The 17,534-nt window shown below is 61.4% G+C and carries 14 protein-coding genes and 6 pseudogenes; 8 read left to right on the top strand and 12 right to left on the bottom strand.

Features of this window, described 5'->3' with window-relative positions; all coding sequences use genetic code 11:
• Positions 1-384 precede the first annotated feature (384 nt).
• Both MPC4_RS03060 and MPC4_RS21565 read right to left on the bottom strand, forming a co-directional pair.
• Positions 385-1,356, bottom strand: a complete 972-nt coding sequence (locus MPC4_RS03060; RefSeq protein ID WP_174511221.1) for an ArdC family protein — start codon at positions 1,354-1,356, stop codon at positions 385-387.
• Positions 1,357-1,512: 156 nt separating this feature from the next.
• Entirely contained in the window at positions 1,513-2,277 is a 765-nt protein-coding gene (locus MPC4_RS21565) for a hypothetical protein (RefSeq protein ID WP_342343602.1), read from the bottom strand.
• 292 nt (positions 2,278-2,569) lie between these two features.
• Here MPC4_RS21565 and MPC4_RS21085 point away from each other — a divergent pair.
• From MPC4_RS21085 to MPC4_RS21080, 3 pseudogenes are all read left to right on the top strand, one after another.
• Positions 2,570-2,785, top strand: a pseudogene (locus MPC4_RS21085) (phage integrase N-terminal SAM-like domain-containing protein); the annotation flags it as partial.
• A 190-nt stretch (positions 2,786-2,975) separates the two neighbouring features.
• A pseudogene (locus tag MPC4_RS03045) lies at positions 2,976-3,548 on the top strand (IS91 family transposase); the annotation flags it as partial.
• A 2,210-nt stretch (positions 3,549-5,758) separates the two neighbouring features.
• Positions 5,759-5,887: pseudogene (locus tag MPC4_RS21080) on the top strand (cyclic nucleotide-binding protein); the annotation flags it as partial.
• Positions 5,888-5,994: 107 nt separating this feature from the next.
• Here the strand turns inward: MPC4_RS21080 and MPC4_RS03035 are convergent.
• Genes MPC4_RS03035 through MPC4_RS03025 form a run of 4 tightly spaced genes read right to left on the bottom strand, consistent with a single transcriptional unit; the run spans position 5,995 to position 10,067 of the window.
• Positions 5,995-8,109 carry an ATP-dependent helicase gene (locus MPC4_RS03035; RefSeq protein ID WP_244628817.1) on the bottom strand — a complete coding sequence of 705 codons (2,115 nt, stop codon included), beginning with the start codon at positions 8,107-8,109 and terminating at the stop codon, positions 5,995-5,997.
• Entirely contained in the window at positions 8,093-8,464 is a 372-nt protein-coding gene (locus MPC4_RS20860) for a hypothetical protein (protein WP_210253581.1), read from the bottom strand. Before MPC4_RS20860 ends, MPC4_RS03035 begins: the two co-directional genes overlap by 17 nt.
• Positions 8,461-9,117, bottom strand: a complete 657-nt coding sequence (locus MPC4_RS03030; protein ID WP_210253580.1) for a hypothetical protein — start codon at positions 9,115-9,117, stop codon at positions 8,461-8,463. The genes MPC4_RS20860 and MPC4_RS03030 overlap by 4 nt, the downstream gene beginning before the upstream one ends.
• A complete protein-coding gene (locus MPC4_RS03025; RefSeq protein WP_244628816.1) occupies positions 9,114-10,067 on the bottom strand; it encodes a DUF3991 and TOPRIM domain-containing protein in 954 nt (317 codons plus the stop codon). The genes MPC4_RS03030 and MPC4_RS03025 overlap by 4 nt, the downstream gene beginning before the upstream one ends.
• Before the next feature lie 859 nt (positions 10,068-10,926).
• Between MPC4_RS03025 and MPC4_RS03020 the strand changes: the two genes are divergently transcribed.
• Positions 10,927-11,568: an NAD(P)-dependent oxidoreductase gene (locus MPC4_RS03020; protein ID WP_174511218.1), complete on the top strand. Its 642-nt coding sequence runs from the start codon at positions 10,927-10,929 to the stop codon at positions 11,566-11,568.
• A 45-nt stretch (positions 11,569-11,613) separates the two neighbouring features.
• Positions 11,614-12,030: a hypothetical protein gene (locus MPC4_RS03015; RefSeq protein ID WP_174511217.1), complete on the top strand. Its 417-nt coding sequence runs from the start codon at positions 11,614-11,616 to the stop codon at positions 12,028-12,030.
• Between the two features lie 88 nt (positions 12,031-12,118).
• Here the strand turns inward: MPC4_RS03015 and MPC4_RS03010 are convergent, their stop codons facing one another.
• From MPC4_RS03010 to fae, 4 genes are all read right to left on the bottom strand, one after another.
• Complete coding sequence (locus MPC4_RS03010) at positions 12,119-12,307, bottom strand: hypothetical protein (protein ID WP_174511216.1); 189 nt, start codon at positions 12,305-12,307, stop codon at positions 12,119-12,121.
• Between the two features lie 66 nt (positions 12,308-12,373).
• On the bottom strand, positions 12,374-13,156 hold the full coding sequence (locus tag MPC4_RS03005) for an SDR family NAD(P)-dependent oxidoreductase (RefSeq protein ID WP_342343604.1): 783 nt from the start codon (positions 13,154-13,156) through the stop codon (positions 12,374-12,376).
• 250 nt (positions 13,157-13,406) lie between these two features.
• Positions 13,407-13,943, bottom strand: coding sequence for a DUF488 domain-containing protein (locus tag MPC4_RS03000; RefSeq protein ID WP_174511214.1), 537 nt, complete (start codon positions 13,941-13,943; stop codon positions 13,407-13,409).
• 400 nt (positions 13,944-14,343) lie between these two features.
• On the bottom strand, positions 14,344-14,862 hold the full coding sequence (gene fae / locus MPC4_RS02995) for a formaldehyde-activating enzyme (protein WP_174511213.1): 519 nt from the start codon (positions 14,860-14,862) through the stop codon (positions 14,344-14,346).
• 372 nt (positions 14,863-15,234) lie between these two features.
• Here fae and MPC4_RS20855 point away from each other — a divergent pair.
• From MPC4_RS20855 to MPC4_RS21075, 3 genes and pseudogenes are all read left to right on the top strand, one after another.
• Positions 15,235-15,412: pseudogene (locus tag MPC4_RS20855) on the top strand (IS3 family transposase); the annotation flags it as partial.
• Between the two features lie 238 nt (positions 15,413-15,650).
• The gene (locus tag MPC4_RS02990) at positions 15,651-15,860 is read left to right on the top strand and encodes a hypothetical protein (protein WP_174511212.1); all 210 of its coding nucleotides are present in this window, start codon (positions 15,651-15,653) and stop codon (positions 15,858-15,860) included.
• A gap of 237 nt (positions 15,861-16,097) precedes the next feature.
• Positions 16,098-16,342, top strand: a pseudogene (locus tag MPC4_RS21075) (GDCCVxC domain-containing (seleno)protein).
• 491 nt (positions 16,343-16,833) lie between these two features.
• On the opposite strand, the pseudogene MPC4_RS21655 reads toward MPC4_RS21075, so the two are convergent.
• Together MPC4_RS21655 and repC are read right to left on the bottom strand one after the other, a co-directional pair.
• Positions 16,834-16,917 (bottom strand): annotated as a pseudogene (locus tag MPC4_RS21655) (DNA-binding protein); the annotation flags it as partial.
• A gap of 176 nt (positions 16,918-17,093) precedes the next feature.
• On the bottom strand, positions 17,094-17,375 hold the full coding sequence (gene repC, locus MPC4_RS21070; RefSeq protein WP_425312416.1) for a replication initiation protein RepC: 282 nt from the start codon (positions 17,373-17,375) through the stop codon (positions 17,094-17,096).
• Between the last annotated feature and the right edge of the window lie 159 nt (positions 17,376-17,534).

Below are 17,534 nucleotides of genomic sequence, written 5' to 3'. Positions count from 1 at the left end.
CGCCGTGTTTTGACGGATCTCCTGCATCGTCTGCGCCACATGCGGCTGCAGCGGTTGGCGCATCGAGTTCGGCGGGGGCAGCGTTGGAGCGATCGAAGCTCGGCGCCTTCTCAAAGCCCCGGCTTAGATGCTCTCATTCATGGGCTGCGGACTACGCCAGGCGCCTTCAGACGGTAGAGACCGTATGGGCCGACCGCGTTGCGAAGCTGGCGGAGCAGCGGTCCTTCGGGTTCGCAAGCGTCGCGTCCGCTCTGCCAAAGGTCGCACAAGCGCGATTTCCAGCGGCGTCCGTTTCGTTTCGCGAAGTCCCGCAGAGCTGACATTTGCTCGGGTGTTAAGCGGCGATCTGGGGTTTTGGTGGGACTGCCATTCGCCATGGACGCCTCACGCGGCGATGCTTGTGGCATGATCGTCCTCGTCATCGTTTTCGCCGGTCTCTTCGGGCGCATCGGCCCGGAATGCTGGATGAAAGCCAAGGAGATAATCGGCGATTTTCTGCGCATCTGCGGCGGCGCGAAAGATCGCGCGTCTATCGTCTTTCAAGAGTCCGATCCACGAGCTAATATAGCTCGCATGATTTGGAATATCCGAAGGCAAGCCGATCTCATTGCCGATGAAGACGCTGGCGAGCTCGGCTTTTAATTCTTCGATACTGTAGAGAGCGGAGCCATATTTACCGGTGAGATCTCTTGCTAATCTGTGGGCCGCGCCGCTCGCGTGAGCCAATTCGTGCAAGGCGCTCGAGGCGCGCTCTTCTGGCGAAGCAAAGGCGTGATCCGGCGGCAATTGAATATGGTCTGTCGCGGGGCAGAAGAAGGCCCTGTCGCCGCCGAGGCGAATTATAACGCCGCTATTCTTCAAGATGATCTCGGCGTCTTCGATCCGCTCGGGAAGGGTCTTCGGCGCGCCGGGTGGCGTGAATTCGGGGATGCCTTCGATCTGAGAGGCGTGAAAGACGCTGAAGGAGCGCATCAAAGGGATGCGCTTGACCGAGGCGTCGTCGCCCTCGGGCGAAGTCGGGTCTTTGACCTCGTGTTGCTTGTAGAAGAATATTTTTGTCGAGGTCTCACCGCGGCGGACTTGCCACCCGCGTTCAGCCGCCTGCTTGTAGCTGCACCATCTGGGATCCTGGCTCGCGAAGGCGAGCGGAGAAATGCCGAGAACGAATGTGTTGATGCCTCGGTAGCGGCGGCCGGTAGCGGCGTTCATCGGCGCCGAGGGTCCGCCGGCCTTGTTGGGATCCCAGGGACGCCGCCAGGGCTTCACGCCGGCTTCGAGCGCGGCGACGATCTTGTCGGTCAATTCCTGATAGCTGTCGTGTCGGCCGGCGTTGGTTCTCCGCTTGAGTTTTGTCATGGGGACTGTCCTTTTTTCTGTGAATGGCTGGAACAGTTCCCAACGCCCCGCATCCCGGTTCGCGGGGGCAAGGGCGCGAAGCGGGAAAGGCGAGACCAGCGCAGCGGCTCGCCGACCGGCCCCTTGCCCCGGCGGGCGGGAATGCGGTAGCGGCGCCTATACGTTTTTCATCTTGTTTTTCTCTCCTGTTTCCGCGTCCAGATCTGGGCTTGGCGGGGCTGGCGCCGGGTCGGGCGCGCCGGCGCGAATAGCGTCCGCCTTGGCGAGCGCCGCTTGGGCGCGCGGCAGCCAGAGGGCGAAATCTACGCGGGAAAGACCCATGGCCTGCGCCGCCTCGGTCAGGAGAGTCGCGAGAGCGTCGAAGTGCTCGGCTTTCCGTTGGACGCGTTCATAGAATTCGGATGAAACCGGCAACGCGGCGCCTTTGTAAGCCGCGTCTTCGCCGATCCAGATGCCGGTGACGTAGGTATCGCCGGTCGTCTCATAGTCGGGCAGTTCGCCCTCATTGTCGTCGTCGTCGACGGCGCGCCGGCAGGCTTCCTCGGCTGTTGGCGCGTCATAAGTGCGATGGCGATAGTAGGGCGTGCGATAGGTTGTCTCGATGGTGAATTTCGGCATTGGGAAACAATCCATGCGTTCGCGTGAAAAATGGTTGGTCAGCCAGTCCATCCCCAGAGTTGAGGCAAGCTTCCTGGCTCCGGCGAGAGCCATTTCGTCCGTGATTTCGATGGTTGAAGGGATGAGCTGGGACGCTTCGGTCAGAATCGTCCTGTAGAGCGCCGCCAGGCGATTGCTGCCGGTGTCCATGATGGCGTTGACGAGTAAGCTCGAGAGAGCCTCGCGCTGTTCGCGTGCGAGCGTAATAGTGGTCGCAGCGGCGAGATCTTGTTCGGTCCGAAGAGGGCGGCTTGCGTCGGGCACTTTCTGCTTCCTTTCGATTCAGATCTTCTTTCTGAATATCTGGACCGAAAGCGCCTCCGCCGTCGACGGGGCAAGGCCGGCCCAGGCCGGGGTCCCCGCGCTTGTGCGCGGGGCGGCGGCCCGGGAGCGGAGCGACAAAGCCTTGCGGCGGCGACCGCGGGGGCGCATTCATGCGCCCCTTACTCGGTTCTTCGTCGGCTGTGCTTCCATAGCTTTCAGCGAAGCGCCTGAGGCGATGAGGCGTGGCGGCGCCTTGAGCATGGAGTTCCCTTCATCATGAAAGGAACTTCCGATGTCCGTTTCATCTGTCGAACGCCCCGTCAACGCGCTGCGGCAGCGCATGCTCGAAGATATGGCGATGCGCAGCCTGCGATCGGATACGCAGCGCGACTATATTCGCTTTATGCGCAGCTTCGCCGCCTTCCTCGGACAGGCGCCGGATACCGCGACGGCCGAGGATATTCGCCGGTTTCAGGTTCACCAGCGTGAAAGCGGCGTGCAGCCGCCAACCATCAACTGCTCCGTTTCGGCGCTGCGCTTCTTCTTCACCGTGACGCTCGATCGGCCAGATCTGTCGCGGCGTCTGGTCCTCGCGCGCTATCCGCGCAAGTTGCCAGCGGTGCTGAGCGTCGAGGAAGTCGGCCAACTACTCGGGTCGGCGCCGGGGAGGATCCAGGTCGAACAGGGCAACGGACGCAAGGACCGGCAAGCTCGTCTTCTTCGGCGCCCTGGCCGATCTCACCGACAAGCGCCGCTTCCTGCGCCACCTCGCGCCGGTCAGGAAGAAGCGATGGGTGGTCTATGCCAAGGCGCCGTTCACCGGCCCCGAGGCTGTGCTCGCCTATCTCTCGCGCTACACCCACCTGGTCGCCATCTCCAATCAGCGTCTGATCGCCTACGATGAGACCGGCGTCACCTTCCGCTACAAGGACTACCGCCGCGATGGTCCGGAGCGGCAGCGCGTGATGACGCTCGCGCCACACGAGTTCATCCGCCGTTTCCTGCTCCATGTCCGGCCACATGGCTTCCACCGCATCCGCCATTACGGCTTGCTCGCCAGCTCCGCACGGAAGGCCAATATAGCGCGCGCCCGCGGTCTCCTTGCCGTGGCGCCGGCGCCACCAGAGCCTGTCGAAGCGCCAGAACCGCTCGATTGGCTCCCACCTTGTCCCTGCTGCGGCGGGCGCATGCGCATCATCAAGACCTTTGAACGCTGGATGCAGCCGCGCGCGCCGCCCCACGCTCCTGCAGCAACCGAGACGCCGTCGTGACCCGGCACGGCCTACGCTTACCTCGCGCCGCAACGTTCCTTGTTCCGGCGACCGCCATCTGCACGCCCTTCGCCAACTCCATGACAAAAGACTTGAACCTCGCAGGCGGCCAACTCCCAATCAAACGACCGCCTGGCGCAGAGTCTCGCTCGCCGCGTCCTCGTCCGCGCCGTCACCGCCCCGGCGGCTCCATCATCGCCCGCAGGCAAAGCCCGAAATCCCCATAGACCGTTGCCGCAGGCCCGCGGGTTCGTGCTTGGGCGGTTTTCGAACGCCTGAAGGCATCCGAAAACCTTCACCATCCCTGTCGTTCGGTCCAACCGCACCGCTGCTCCGAAGCGGACATCCGGCTCGGAGGCATAGACGGCTAGGATGGTAGTTTGGGACCTTCGCCATGGGCATGAGGCGCCCGAGACGGGAAGCCGCTTGAGGCCGACTGATCCAAAGGCGGGATAATCGTCGCGATCGAGCGCGCAAATCCGCACTTTTCTCGCGCGCCGCGGCGCCGAAGATGATTACCTTTGGACGATAGAATCCCTAGAAGCTTCAGATCAGGTCGGCCGTCTGGCGAATCTTGCGGCCTTCCTTGATTGCCATGCGGAGGATGACTCGATGCGTCTGCTTATCAGCCTGCTCGTGATCGCTTATTTTGTCGGCGTTGGCGTTGTGCTAGCGCCGACGATCAAAGCAAACTGGAGCACCGGCCCCGCGTCGCAATTCGCCGAAAGCGTTGCAACGGAACTGCCGAGAGCGTTGGCTTGGCCGGCGGCGGTATATCGCAGTATCGCAGAGAAGCCCAGCGCTCCCGAGAAGCGGTAGTGTCTCAGTTTGAAATTTCAGCGCCAGCCTTTTTGTAAGGGCCGCGCTTCGGGGCAGGCGCATCTGCGTCCATCGCCTCGGCAATATCGGCCCAATCCATCCTCCCGCCGCGACCGCCGCAAAGCCATCCTGATCGTCGCTGCTCTCCCATCCAGATTGACGCGCTACAGCTTGTCGCCACAAAAAAGCGGGAAACGCGTCCCGGCGTTCCCCGCCAAGATCGCTAGCGTGACCTGAACCATGATAGAACCGCCGAGCTAGCGGCGGGAACCATTGGGGTCCCTCCCCGTTGCCTATAACGATGATGTATGGGGGGATTTACAACGCGCACGTATGCACTCGCCATAGCTGCCGCCGCCCTTTTTGCCTTTTCCACTTCAGGGTTCTCACAGGGTATTCAGATTGGACCGGGCGGCGTCCACATAGACACCGACCCTGGCCGGGAAAGAGTCTCGGAGCACGAATGTGAAGAATTGCGGAGGGCGTGCACTCACAAGGATGAGTTAGGCGAACAAGGCGAAGGCAATTGCCGCCGATATCGCGAATCTTGCGAATAGCAGCTCCGATGACGCTATCCAGAGTCACCCGCCGTCCATAGGCGCCAGCGGCTCAAGAGCCGGAGGGAATTCCCGGGTGGGATCAAGGGCCTCGATTTGCAGCCAACCTTAACGACTAATCCGTGATCACCTGGAGGTGCGGCCCGAAGGGAGAAAAGATGTTAAAGAAAATTCTCGCAGTGATGTTTCTGACTTCTGCGGTAAGTTTTGCGGCGCCGGCGACTGCGTGGGCGCATGCTTACCATCGCCATCATCATGGAGGCTGGGGTCACCATTATGGCTGGCGCCACGGTGGCGGGGCCTATCAGGGCGGCGGCGCCCAACACGGCGGTGGCCACGGTTATGGCGGCAGGTAGCCGCAGGGTGGACACTCGAAGCACACGGACGAGCCCTGCATACTGCCGGGCTTTTTCACTCGGCTCGCGGCGTCCGTGGCGTCGATCTTTCGCAATTTGAGCTTACCAAGCCAAGCCCTCGCTTGTGAGCTTTTCATCTTTGATCGTCTCCGAAGGGCTTGGGATTGTCCCTGTAACGTCTGCAATTGGCGGCATTCCTTCCGTTCACGAGATCCGCTTGAAAGACAGCAAAGGGTCGACCGCCGCCGAACGAACGGCGGACGCCGTCTCCGAGGCGAACGAGGATGATGCCGCACGCGCGGAGCGAGGCCGCCATCAGACAGGGCGGCAGGCGCAGGCGTTGGAGACGTTGAGGCTCTTGATGGGGCCGCTCATATCGAGGTCGGGATAGGCAAGCGTCCCATGGATCGCGTGTCGCGCTACCAGCCGAAGATGATAAGATGGTTTCAAGTCTCGGGAGCGGAAGTAAATTAGTCCTATGGCTGTCAGCTCGCCCGATCTGAAAGCATTCTTGGTCTCCACACCTTTCTTCGGTGGCCTCTCAGACGCAAGTCTCGATCTCCTGATCTCAATGCTGGTCGAGCGCCAGTTCGACGTCGGCGCCACTGACTCGACGGCGCCGATCAGATGATCGATCGTATTGCTCATAATTGTTCCTTTGATTGGGAATGAATTTGGCGGCTTCGCGGGCCGGTGGCCGCGGCTGGCGGCGACCTAAAAGCGGCGGAATCGATTTGGCTGATCGGCGCGGGCGGCCGGGGCACGGGCGGCGACGCGCGGGCGGTTCTGATCGCGAAGCCAGCCCAAGACCCGATTGTCATCCGGGATGTCGTCGATGAAGGACGAGGGGCTGGCGGGGCCGCGACGAAACCCGCAATGGGAGATCGTCACCCGACGCATGCCGCGCGTCAGCGCGACATAGGCGAGCCTTCGCTCCTCGTCGCGATCGCCATAGTCGCTCGGCAGCATGCCCGCCTCCCAGGCCGGCAGAAACACATGCGGGAACTCGAGGCCTTTGGCCTTGTGCAGGGTCATCAGGCGGACCCGCGCCGTCTCGTCCTCGCCCGGACCGTTAGTCGCGAGGGCGGCGTGGTCGAGCAGCTCACGGGCTGTGTGGAATCCGCCTGCGAGCTCGATCAGCTCCTGCAGATTTTCGAGCCGGTCCTCGGTCGTCTCCGCCTTGCTCTCGCGCAGCATGGCGCGATAGCCGGTCGCATCGAGCAAGAGCGAGATCTGTTCGGCGAGGGTGTGCGCATGATCGGCGCCGACGCGCCGGATCGCGTCGGCGAATTGCAGCCCGGCCGCGCGGCATTTCGGGGGCAGAGCAGCGGTGTCGAGAGCGTGCAGCATGGAGACGTTGCGGAACGCCGCCTCGGCCTCGACGATATCCATGGCCTTGTCGCCGTAGCCGCGGCGCGGTTCGTTGATGACGCGACGGAAGGCCTCGTCGGACTGGCGATCGTCCGGCGCCGCGGCGAGGCGGAGGAAGGCGAGCGCGTCCTTGATCTCGGCCCGCTGCCAGAAGCCGACGTCGCCGACGATGACGTAAGGAACGCGCGCCCGCATCAGGGCTTCCTCGAACCCGCGCGAAATGAAGTTGTTGCGATAGAGGCAGGCGAAATCGTCCCAGTCCACGCCTTCAGCGTGCAGCCGCAGCATTTCGGCGACGATCCCGGAGGCCTCGGCCTGCGCGTCGCGGTATTCGACGATTTCGATGCGCTCGCCCGCGCCCTTCCTTGTGAACAGCGTCTTGCCGAGACGCTTCCTGTCCTGCGCGATCACGGCATTGGCCGCGTCGAGAATGTGGCCGGTCGACCGGAAATTCTCTTCGAGGCGAATCTGGACCGCGCTCGGAAACTCCTTCGAAAACCGGCGAATGAACGAGATGTCGGATCCGCGCCAGCTGTAGATCGACTGATCGTCGTCGCCGACGACGAAGATGCGCTGGTGGTCCAGCGCGAAGGCCTTGAGCCAGCTGTATTGGGCGAAGTTGACGTCCTGATATTCGTCGGAGTGGACCCAATCGAATTTCGAGGCCCACCGGTCGCGATATTCTTCGTCGCCGAGCATGGCGAGGGTCGGCCAGAGCAGGAGATCGCCGAAATCGGCGGCGTTCGCCTCGCGGAGTCTTTGTTGATAGTCGGCGTAGACCCGCACGGCGGCGCGAAAGCCGGCGGCGTCGATCTGCTCGCGGTCGCGCTCGGCGTTGGCGATTTTCGTATCGACCCATGCCGCCGCGCCTTTCGGCGTCATGAGATTGTCTTTGAATTTCGAGATCCGGTTGCACATGATCTTGAGCGGATCGCGGCCGGTTTCTGTCTCTTCGTCGCCGCCGGCGAGATTGAGCGCCTTCATGGTGCGCTTGACGACGCGCCGGCTGTCGTCGGCGTCGAGAATGTCGAAATTGGGCTTGAGGCCGGCGATTTCGGGGGCCTCGCGCAACTGCCGCGCGGCGAGGCCGTGGTAGGTGCCGAGCCAGCGCGGCGCGGCCTGCCCGCTGAGGGCGGCGCGGATGCGCGAGGCCATCTCGCTCGCCGCCTTGTTCGTGAAGGTCACGGCAAGGATGCGCGAGGCGGGAATGCGGTCGACCGCGATGCGATGGACGACGGCCGCCGTGAGGCACGATGTTTTGCCGGTTCCGGCGCCGGCGAGCACGAGGATCGCGCCCTGATGCGCCGCCGCCTCGACCTGGGTTTGCGTCAGGTTTGCGGCGATCGCCTTGAAGGCCGCGTCGGAGATTGGATCTTCGTGCTGCATCGCTGCGGCGTAATCCGCCCAGTCGTCCTGATCCAGAAAGGGATCGATGTCAGGATCAGAGAATCGCGACATGGCAATTTGCTCCGTTGCAGCGGATCAATTCTCCGTCCGCCTTGTCGATGGTGGTGAAAACTGTGAAGAAATCGTCGAGGTCGAACTCGCCGTTTTCGTCGCACTGACCGTCGACGATGACGCCTTCGAGCCACTGGGAGCCGTCATCTGCTTCGACACGGACGTAGGTGTCGGTCCGGCTGTCGCCACGGGGCTGGCGCCTGCAGCGGAGGCGTGTTTTCTCGGGCAAGCGCGCGAAGGCCGTCGCCAGGCCGGCGAGATTTTCATCCATCGACGCTCGACCGAGAAGCTGTTCGATCCGCCCCAGCAGCGCCGACTGAGCGCGGCTTGGCGACCATGGCTCCCAGGCCTTCATGCCGGACCGCGGAAGCAAAGGATCCTTGTCGAGAGGCTCAAGCGTAATCCAGAGGTTCGAGCGCATCTCCTCGCGGCTCCAGCCGACGACGTGGAAAGCCTCGCTCGCCGCGGCGAGGCGATCGGCGTGCTTGTGCCGCGCATAGGATTCTTCGGTCCAGGCCGGCAGAGGTAGCGCTGGTCGACGGCGGCTTGCAGACGACGATCCAGGCGCGCGAAGTCCGGGCCGAGGTGCGGGCGCAGCGGCGCGATCGGATCGATGCCGCCGAAGAGCGCTTCGGTCGCGTCATGCAGGAGTTCGCGCAGGGCTTCCCGGGCGGTGAGCGGTCCTTCGGCCTCGCGCAAGGCGAGCACGGTGAGGCTGTGCTGGGCCACGCTGAGCGGCAGGTCCCATTTGGAATAGCCGCCCCATCGGTAGGTGCGCGAGAGTCCGATCGCGAGGTCTTCGTCGGTCCAGGCGTCGGGTTGCGGGTTAAGGAGATCGAGCCGGCCTCCGGACTTGAGGAGGATGAATGCGCGAGGTTGTGGCGCCTGAACGACGGGCGTGGTTTCATGGCTGATCCATGGCGACGATCCGTAGAGGTCACGGGGAATCCCCATTTGCTCTTTGAGTTTATTGAGCGGCTCGTAGTTGCGGAAGTCGGGAAGGTTCACGGCGTATTCCTTTGCTTGGCCTGTTGTTGGAGGATGTCGTTCCAGTCGCCGTGTTCGATCGGCGGCCTCAGCCGCGCGAAGGCGACGCCGGCTTTGGCGGCGAGTTTTTCGTGCCTGGCGGCGTAGCGTTCGCCTGCGGGATTGGCGTCCGCGGCGCTGCAGAAAACCACGTCCCGGACCCCGGCCATTCGAGCGAGGATGCGCTCGATCGCCTCGATGGTCGCCGGGCCCATGCCGCCGCCGGTCGCGGCGTAAAGCGTGTGCGGCCGGGGTTGTTCGATCGCGGCGATGCTGAGCGCGTCGATCGGCGCCTCAGCGACGACGAGACGGCTGAAGGGTGGGTCGCCACCGGGAAAGCGGAAGAGCGTTTTGACGCCGCCCGCGAGCGAGCCTCTAAAATTCGGGGCGCGGATTTCGACGTGGGTGACGCGCCCGGTCTCATCGCGGTGGGCGAACCAGGGGCTGCCATAGGCGCCTTCGCGCAGCGCGTCGGCCGCGGCGGCGGCCTCGAGGATGTATTCCGGCAGCCGGCGCTCCTGCGTCAGATAGCGCCATCCCGGCGAGGCCGGCCGCAGCCGAGGCCGAAGCGCCCATCTCTCCGCGGGCGGTAGCTCGCGAGGGTCGTGCTCTCGCCGCCGCGGGGCCTCCGGGAAGGTCGGGCTGAGACCGGCGAAGGGACGCAGGAGTTTGCGGACCTGACCGAAATTAAGGCCCGGATCGAAGTGCTGGACAAGGTCGAAAACGTCGCCCCTGGCGTCGCTCTGTGGGTCCCACCATCCCCGGCCCGCATGGTTGACGATGAGAACTTCGCTAGCGCCGCGGCGGTATTTGAGGCAGTTCTTCGTGCTCTCCGCCCGGTCGAGCAGCCATGGCGGCGGCAGGCGCTCCAGCAGCGTGGCGCAGCTCACCTCCGCGCGCAGTCTTTCGATTTCTAAATCATAGGTTGTCATGGCGCGGGCTCCCATCTCCTGTTGTCAGGAGCGGGAGCGGCGTCCTTCGCCTGCTTCCATTTCGCTGATCTGATACCCCCTGGCCGACCGCGATGCGGTCGCGCTGCAAGGGCGCGCCAGCGGGGCCGCCGAGACCAGCGTAGCGGCTCGCCGGCCCGACCCCTTGTCGGCGCGACCGTCATTGCGGTAGCCAAATCGCCTCTCCTTTGCTCTCTCCCCCTCCTTTCGTGATTCACTGCCGCGCGAACGCGAAACCCTTTGTTGCGAGCGAGCGGATGCCGACGACGGACGCGATCAAAGTCGTGCTGAGGGCGTGCGATCCGGCGCTCAATCGCCGCCCGTCCTGGGTTGTCGAAGTGGGGCTTGATCTTTTTGGAAATTGGACGGCGCGTGTCCTTCGGCCGCATCGGCAACCGGGGCCGTGCGATCTCGCGCGAATTCGCGTCGAAAGAAGAGATCTGGGCCTTCGTGCGGAAGGGGCTCAGGCGCCGCCACTCAACCGTGCGGCGTTGCAGCGTTCTCTATCGCGTTCTCGAGGCTTCACCGGTCGGTCGGCCAATCGTTGCGGGCGTGGGATTGGACTTGGGAGAGCCGCGCAGCAGAACACGGAACCTCAATTTCCGGCGGAGGCGCGCCGGACCATGATAAGCTGTGTCGAGGTGCGGGCGTTTCTTACAGACTTATACCTGGATGGATGCGCCTGTATGGCGCGCCTCGGGCGCTCGTTACCTCATCACCCCGGCGCCAGCGGTCGACGCCGACGACTCAGGGGAGGGCGTCGGATGATCGGAAATCTCGGTATCTACGCCGCACGTCGCCATTGGCGGCAAGTCACGCCATTACCCTGGAGGAAGCAGCCGTGGCGACAGTCTTGATTATCGGCGCAAGCAAAGGAATTGGTCTGGAAACGCTGAAATGCGCCCTGAACGCAGGCCACACGGTGCGTGCGCTATCGCGCTCGGCGAACAAAATTCCCATCAGTCATGCCAATCTGGAAAAGATTACGGGCGATGCATTGGATCGAGCCGCAGTGAACCGAGCGATCGTTGGTGTCGACGCCGTCATTCAGACGCTTGGCGTCGCTCCCAGTCTGGAGATGATCTTCAAGCGGGCGTATTTCTTTTCGACGGCGACGCGTATTCTTGTCACCGCGATGGAAGAGATGGGCGTCAAGCGACTGATCAGCGTGACGGGATACGGCGCCGGCGACAGCCGCGATAAAATGAGGTTTCCTGTCAAGACGGCATTTAGCCTCCTCCTCGGGCGCGTCTACGACGATAAGGATGTGCAGGAACGGATCATCCGCAACAGCACGCTCGACTGGCTGATTGCTCGCCCGGTCGGTCTGACAAATGGACCTGGGACCGGCGCCTACCGGGTCCTGATCGATCCGAAAGATTGGCGATCTGGTTCCATATCGCGCGCCGACGTCGCAGATTTCCTCGTCAAGCAATTGGATCAGGACACTTTTCTCGGGAAAACACCTGTTCTGGTCAGCTGAGACGATATGCCGGCTCCAAGGGTCGACGTCGATGCATCAGCCCTGATGGATGCACGCTTCGCGCTCGATCGAGCCGCCGACAGCAATGACCGTGCATATCCAGCGGCATTAATCGCCTTTGTGCATCTCCTTGCCCACAATTCAGGCCAATCCGCCGTCTTCCCAATGGGCGCCGTCGCGCCGCTCCGTCTTACGCGGATGCTGCGTCTCACGCGCTCATGCCATTTTCAGTTCAAGGCCGCGATCGCCCAACGCGAACTCATTGAGCAGGTTTACAAAGCGAACCATGGCGATGCGCAAGCACGTGTCCACCGTCCGAAAATCAACGGTGGATTGGCTCGCTTCGCGGCCTCGATTCGAGCACACCTGCGCCTTCCGTCGAAGGGTGGGGGTGACACCAGTGAGCTCTACCTATTCTCATTTAACGCCTACAACGGCTCAGCTTCTGCAGGAACCGAATGACCTGCGTATCCGTCACCTATTGGGCAAACGCTGGGTTCTTTAACCCCGGGCCGAGCAGGCGCTGGATGCCCTTGACCGGCTTTTGCTGTTATCCCCGCTCGGCGACGTCGCAATTGAAACGCAGAGGGAGCGATAAATGGCCGGGAGAGTCGGACAGGGGCTGAATGCCGACGGTCTCGCCTATGGCTATGCGCCGGCGGCTGGCGACAAGGGAACGCTGCAGATCGTGGAAAGCGAGGCCGCCATCGTCCGCCGGATTTTCGCGGCAATCGATCAAGCTAATTGCTCCGTTTTGCCGGGAACGGCTCCACAGCGCCACCATGCCCGCAACGACGCCTACGGGTTAAAATCCGCCGCCCGTCACCGCAATGATCTGGCCTGTAATTCCCGCGCCGGGTTGGGAGGCAAGGAAGACGACAGTCTCGGCGATGTCTTCGCGCTTGGTCCAGCGTTTCAGATCTTTGGGTTTCATCGTTGCGATGTTCGACGCCGTATCCACAAGCCCGGGCGCCACGGCATTGACCCGGATTGCGAAATCTCGTCCCTCCAGCGCCAGCGTTCGCGTCAAAGCCTCAATTCCCGCCTTGGCGCAGTTATAGGCCACCATGTTCGCCTGGGAAAGTCCGGCACGGGCGAAGTTGATGATCACTCCGCCACCGGATTCCTGCATGTGCGGGAATACTGATCGCGAAGTCAAAAAAGCGCTTAGAAGATTATTGTCCAACTCCTGGCTCCAATCGTCGAGGCTGTGCTCGACGGCTGGCTTGTAGCGGGTAAGGCCACCCGCCAGATTGATCAGTATGTCGATCCTTTTGAATTCGCTCAAGGCGCGCTCTATCAACTGGCGCACCTGAGACTCATCGGTCAGAGATACGGCGAGGGCTAGCACGCGCGCGCCAGCCCCGCGCAACTCCTCCGCGCGTGCTTCCACGTTGCTCCGCGTGCGTGCGCAAATCACAAGCGCGGCGCCACTCTCCGCCAGCTTTCTCGCAACGGCTTGCCCGATCTGTCCATCATGACTCACTCCTGTAACCAGAGCAACTTTTCCTTCGAGAACGCCCGGCATGTTCGTATCCTCCATCATTTGCCGTCGGCAGGCCTTTCGATCCCATTCATAACCCCCGATAGTGTTCCGTCTCGTGGCTGCCCCACTGCCCGATCACGCTTACCATCATCCTAAGGGCAGCGCCGCTTCCATCGCCGTAAGACACGCCAAACAGCCTAATACTACCTTTAAACGCCTAGACTCCCCCTTGGAAACGGACCCGGATGGGAAACGGACCCGGGTGCTGAGGCACAGGGGATTGGAAGTCGGAGGGTTTGATAATACGCCTCGAAGTCAGCTCGTCGGGCAACTGGCCGGTCCCGGGGGCGACTCAACCGGTTGGAGGGTAGGTCAACGCGCCGTTTTCGCCAAGTTGGGCTGCCGGCGTTATCGTCGCCGCTTCGACATCGTCCATCTGCAGGATATGAAATACGGCTTCGCCTGCGGCTAGGAGATGGTCGGCAATAATGCGGCGGTGGCATCGCCACCACACGGCCTCAGCGCACATGATTGCACTTCTTTGCTCTCGCCCCAGCTCCCGCAGCGTCGCGATGCCCTGCTGGAAGGGCTCGGTCATGGCGTAATCTGCGTAATTATGAAAGCCTTCATTGATCCAGAACGCGTTCGTTACTGGGGGAACGTCTCGGCTTTTCCCCCGCAGCCCGCCAAGTGCGGCTATGTGCATATATCCGATTTGACAATTGGCCAAGGCCTGCGCGAGCGCGTCAGCGTCGAACTGAGGGTTCCTCCTCGATCGCGGAACACTTCGAACATCGATTACAAGCCGAACACCCACATGCTGCAAAAGATCGACGAATTCGCCGATCGAGCGAGTCGAATGACCAATGGTGTAGAATGGTTGAGGCATAGTGAATGGCCGCGCCGCATGCCATATTAGCCTGGCCAAAATCCCATGCGGCGAATTTCGTTCAATCACGAATCAATCGCAGCGCCGAGCCCACACAACAACGCCGACTGTTAATTGGGTTAAAACTTTTGCATTTCCAGGCCCTCGGCGAGTCAATCCTGATTGGCAATGGCCGAAAAAGGTGGACGGAATAGCACCATGAGCCATCGCGCCGTTGATCTTGACTGTAGGAATATCCCAACGCCGGCGTCGCGTGTGAACGAGACCGGCGCTGGACGGCGCGCCGCCACCGAGATGAACCCTTCCCGGTTGGTTCATTATTTTCTCCGGAATGGAGGCATGCGCTATGGGCCAAGTTCTTCAGGGCGGCGCCACGACGACTGCGGCGACGCATTCTTCTTCAAACATGGGCTGCAAGGGGATGAGGCATCACATCTTCTTGCGCAATGACTTCGGCTATTTTCGGTTCGCCCTTAACAGCGCGAGCGATTGCGATTTTAGTCGCTTCATAGTTCCAATCCTGGATCTTCGTATTGTCTTTAGCCTCCCAATGGATGAAGACTCCGACGCAAATGAACACATTCTCGGCCTCGGCCTCGGGAATGATTCCAGCCTTGACGGAATCCACCACTGCTTTCGCAACTCCGCGTTGCGCAGGGCCAAACATCTGGGTTGCTTGAGTCGCATTCTTGATCTCGACCTTGTTGAACATTAAGGTCATTGGCTTGGCCATCAAGTTGGGCGCCACAAGCGCGAGAAGCGCGTTATCGCCCCGCTTTTGATTGGTAAGCGTGTTGCAGAAAGCAATTTCCGCGGCACTTCCCCTTGGCCCCATAATAAGGTCGATATGCGCCAATTCGTTACCCTCGCCTACAAGGGCTTCCGCGACAAGAACCCGATCGATCGTTAATCCGGCCATTTTGCTTCTCCTCCATGGACCGACGGCCCTATCTTTAGATGTGGTCTGTCGGCGGACTAGTCGAAGTCAATTACGCATGCGCGCCAGGATCCATCCATCTTCCTTTCAGGTTGCAGCCGGAACGGTCTCGCCGCAACGGCCTCTAATCGAGAGATATATGTGGTTGAGGGCTCTGACCACAGTCCTGTTGCGACGAAATAAATACAGTGGAGGTGAAGATGTTCATATGAATCGTTTAGATTTGATCGGACATTGGCGTCATAGGGCCAAAGCGTGAGCCGGGGCAGGGCGCGGAGCTGGGCGGGTTACGAAGAGCCAAGCCTCGGCGTTCAGTGAGGACACCGCCGATGACGCAAGAACAGAAACTCATCAAAGGAACTTGAGGACGAGAACGCGAAGCTGAAGAAGCTTCTGGCCGAGCAGATGCTTGCCGGGGCGGCGCTGCGCGAGCTCCTTTCAAAAAACAGTTAGGCCCGTCGCCAAGCGCGAAGCTGTCGCGCATCTGCGGGCTGAGCTGGCGCCGGATCGCGACAGGCTTTGTCATCTCGTATGCGGGTTTACTTGTCAGGAGGGCGATCCGCTCTCAACCCGAATGTCTAAATATCATTGCTTGAGGGCCCTCGCCGCCGAGTGAAATTGGCTAAAATCCCCTTTACTTCGCGAATGGGACAATGCCCTGCAAGCGCAAAGGCCCTGGCTGATGCGCTTATGTCCCACGGCACCAAATAGACGCCCTCAGCCTCCCGTTGCCGTGGTATGCCTGGCGCAAAGCAGAGAGCAGTCTCGTGATGAATTTCACCCTTGAGTTCTTTCGCCTTCGGCTGCGCGACGAGGCGCACGCGACATTGGATCAGACTTCGATAGTCGCCGACAATCTCGACGCGGCAAAGGTGAAAGCGAAGTCGCTCTTCGCCACGCTGGAGTCGCCACAAAAACCGGACCGGTTGCGCATCTTGGATAAGGCGGATCGGGAATTTGTTCGTCTGGAGGCTGGATGACCATGATGCGTAAATGATCAAGGAGCGAGCGGCGAGCCGCATGACCGTTGCTGCGGACAATGCCGAACCTTCGGTGAGTCGATGTCCGGCAGCAGTTATCCGAAGTTCAGGAATGTAAATCGGAACGAGGGTTCCTTCCTGGCGGGATCGCGCTTGAGCGCAATTTCACATTCCGTTCGCGCCGACGCCTTATCCCATGCTAGGCTTAGCGCAAAGCAGCATAGGGAGCGATCAATAATGCACCTAAAGTCCATGCTGACCTGTCCAAAGTGTGGGTATCAGGCGGTCGAAACGATGCCAACCGACTCTTGCCAATTCTTTTACGAGTGCAAGGGGTGCGGCGCATTGCTCAAGCCGCTTACCGGCGATTGCTGCGTTTTTTTTGCTCCTATGGAACTGTTCCATGTCCGCCAATGCAGGCTAACAGCGACTGTTGCAATTCGGAGGGATTACCCACGCTTAAAGGCTTGTCGAGGCGGTAGGCGCCGACGCGCGGCCCCCAATAAACAAAACTTTCAAACTGAGACACTACCCGATCTCGCCTGTCGCTGTGCGAGCTTTCGTGAACCGGCTGGCGGGCCGAGGTGAGTCTTTCCAATGGGTTGTCGGTGGCGTGTTGGTTCCAGCTTGCATACTGGCTTCCGAATGCGCCGAGTTTGCGAACTGACCGGGGCTGAAAATTGAGGCGCGCGCGCCGGAGCAAGCCTGACCGAAAGGCTTGTGAAGATGCGCTTTTGCCGCGTGCTCCAGTTCCGTGTTTTTGAATCCAATTCGCGATACCTGGCAGCGCTTCGCGAAACGCCGCCGCCCGACATCGCCATCCTTTCAGACGCAGCCGGTCGGCTTTGTTGCGACATTATGGAATTCGTATATGCTAATAGCCTGAGTTCTCAGCAATTTCTTAGATTCGCATAAGATGTCTTATGGAACTTAATGATGCCTCGCGCGGGTTTTTCCGGCGCGATCAGCGCCATACGCCAGTGCGCGCGCCGCCCGACTTGCGGTATTGCACAAAGACTTTGCCGGCGAGGAAGAGCGCGTCCCGCGGCGTGCGCGCCCTCGATCTTGACCAGGACAACGGCGCCATCCGGTCGCCTTTTGGCGAAATCCGGCGCGCGGATATATCCTTCGTCGGCGACGGGTCTCAGGAAATCAGTTGGCGCACTTTGGATGCCTGCCATGCTGCTGCGAACGGCTGGTTCGGTCGAACCGGCGCGCGGCGCGAATCCGAAATCACGCCCGCATTTTTTCGCCGCGTTTTTTCAGGTTCGCGCGGATCAGGGCCATCAGCACGGGTCCGAGCGAGAAGGCCCCTGCCCTCGCCTTTTGGGTCAGGCTGCACAGATAGCCGCCGGCGCTGGCGATGGCCTCCCCGCGCTGCAGGATGGCGGCGAGGATGATCGCGGCGTCATTCGGCCCGAGAATATCGTTCGCCTCCTCCCAGGGGCTCTGATGGTGTGGACGCCCCCCCCCCCGACGGCATCGATATGCCAAAGTGGAGGTGTTGAACACCACTTGAGGGAAGCGTCCGTGGGAAAAGTTAGCGTCGGAACGTGTCAACGACTTTGAGACAGCCGGCGTTTGAATTTAAGCTTGGATTTGTAGCCTTTTGGTTGGCGGGTTGATCCAGGCTGCGGTTGGTTTGAGAGGCGGTTCCGGCGGCTTTTTGACGAA

Source organism: Methylocella tundrae, from assembly GCF_901905185.1.
Taxonomy (GTDB): domain Bacteria; phylum Pseudomonadota; class Alphaproteobacteria; order Rhizobiales; family Beijerinckiaceae; genus Methylocapsa; species Methylocapsa tundrae.
This window is presented reverse-complemented; position numbering and strand designations above follow the sequence as displayed.

Excerpts from the sequence above, each read along its gene's own strand:
- MPC4_RS03060 (WP_174511221.1), bottom strand. The coding sequence starts at position 1,356 with ATGACAAAACTCAAGCGGAGAACCAACGCCGGCCGACACGACAGCTAT.
- MPC4_RS03035 (WP_244628817.1), bottom strand. The coding sequence starts at position 8,109 with ATGTCGCGATTCTCTGATCCTGACATCGATCCCTTTCTGGATCAGGAC.
- MPC4_RS20860 (WP_210253581.1), bottom strand. The coding sequence starts at position 8,464 with ATGAAGGCCTGGGAGCCATGGTCGCCAAGCCGCGCTCAGTCGGCGCTG.
- MPC4_RS03025 (WP_244628816.1), bottom strand. The coding sequence starts at position 10,067 with ATGACAACCTATGATTTAGAAATCGAAAGACTGCGCGCGGAGGTGAGC.
- MPC4_RS03015 (WP_174511217.1), top strand. The coding sequence starts at position 11,614 with ATGGATGCACGCTTCGCGCTCGATCGAGCCGCCGACAGCAATGACCGT.
- MPC4_RS03000 (WP_174511214.1), bottom strand. The coding sequence starts at position 13,943 with ATGCCTCAACCATTCTACACCATTGGTCATTCGACTCGCTCGATCGGC.
- fae (WP_174511213.1), bottom strand. The coding sequence starts at position 14,862 with ATGGCCGGATTAACGATCGATCGGGTTCTTGTCGCGGAAGCCCTTGTA.
- MPC4_RS02990 (WP_174511212.1), top strand. The coding sequence starts at position 15,651 with ATGAATTTCACCCTTGAGTTCTTTCGCCTTCGGCTGCGCGACGAGGCG.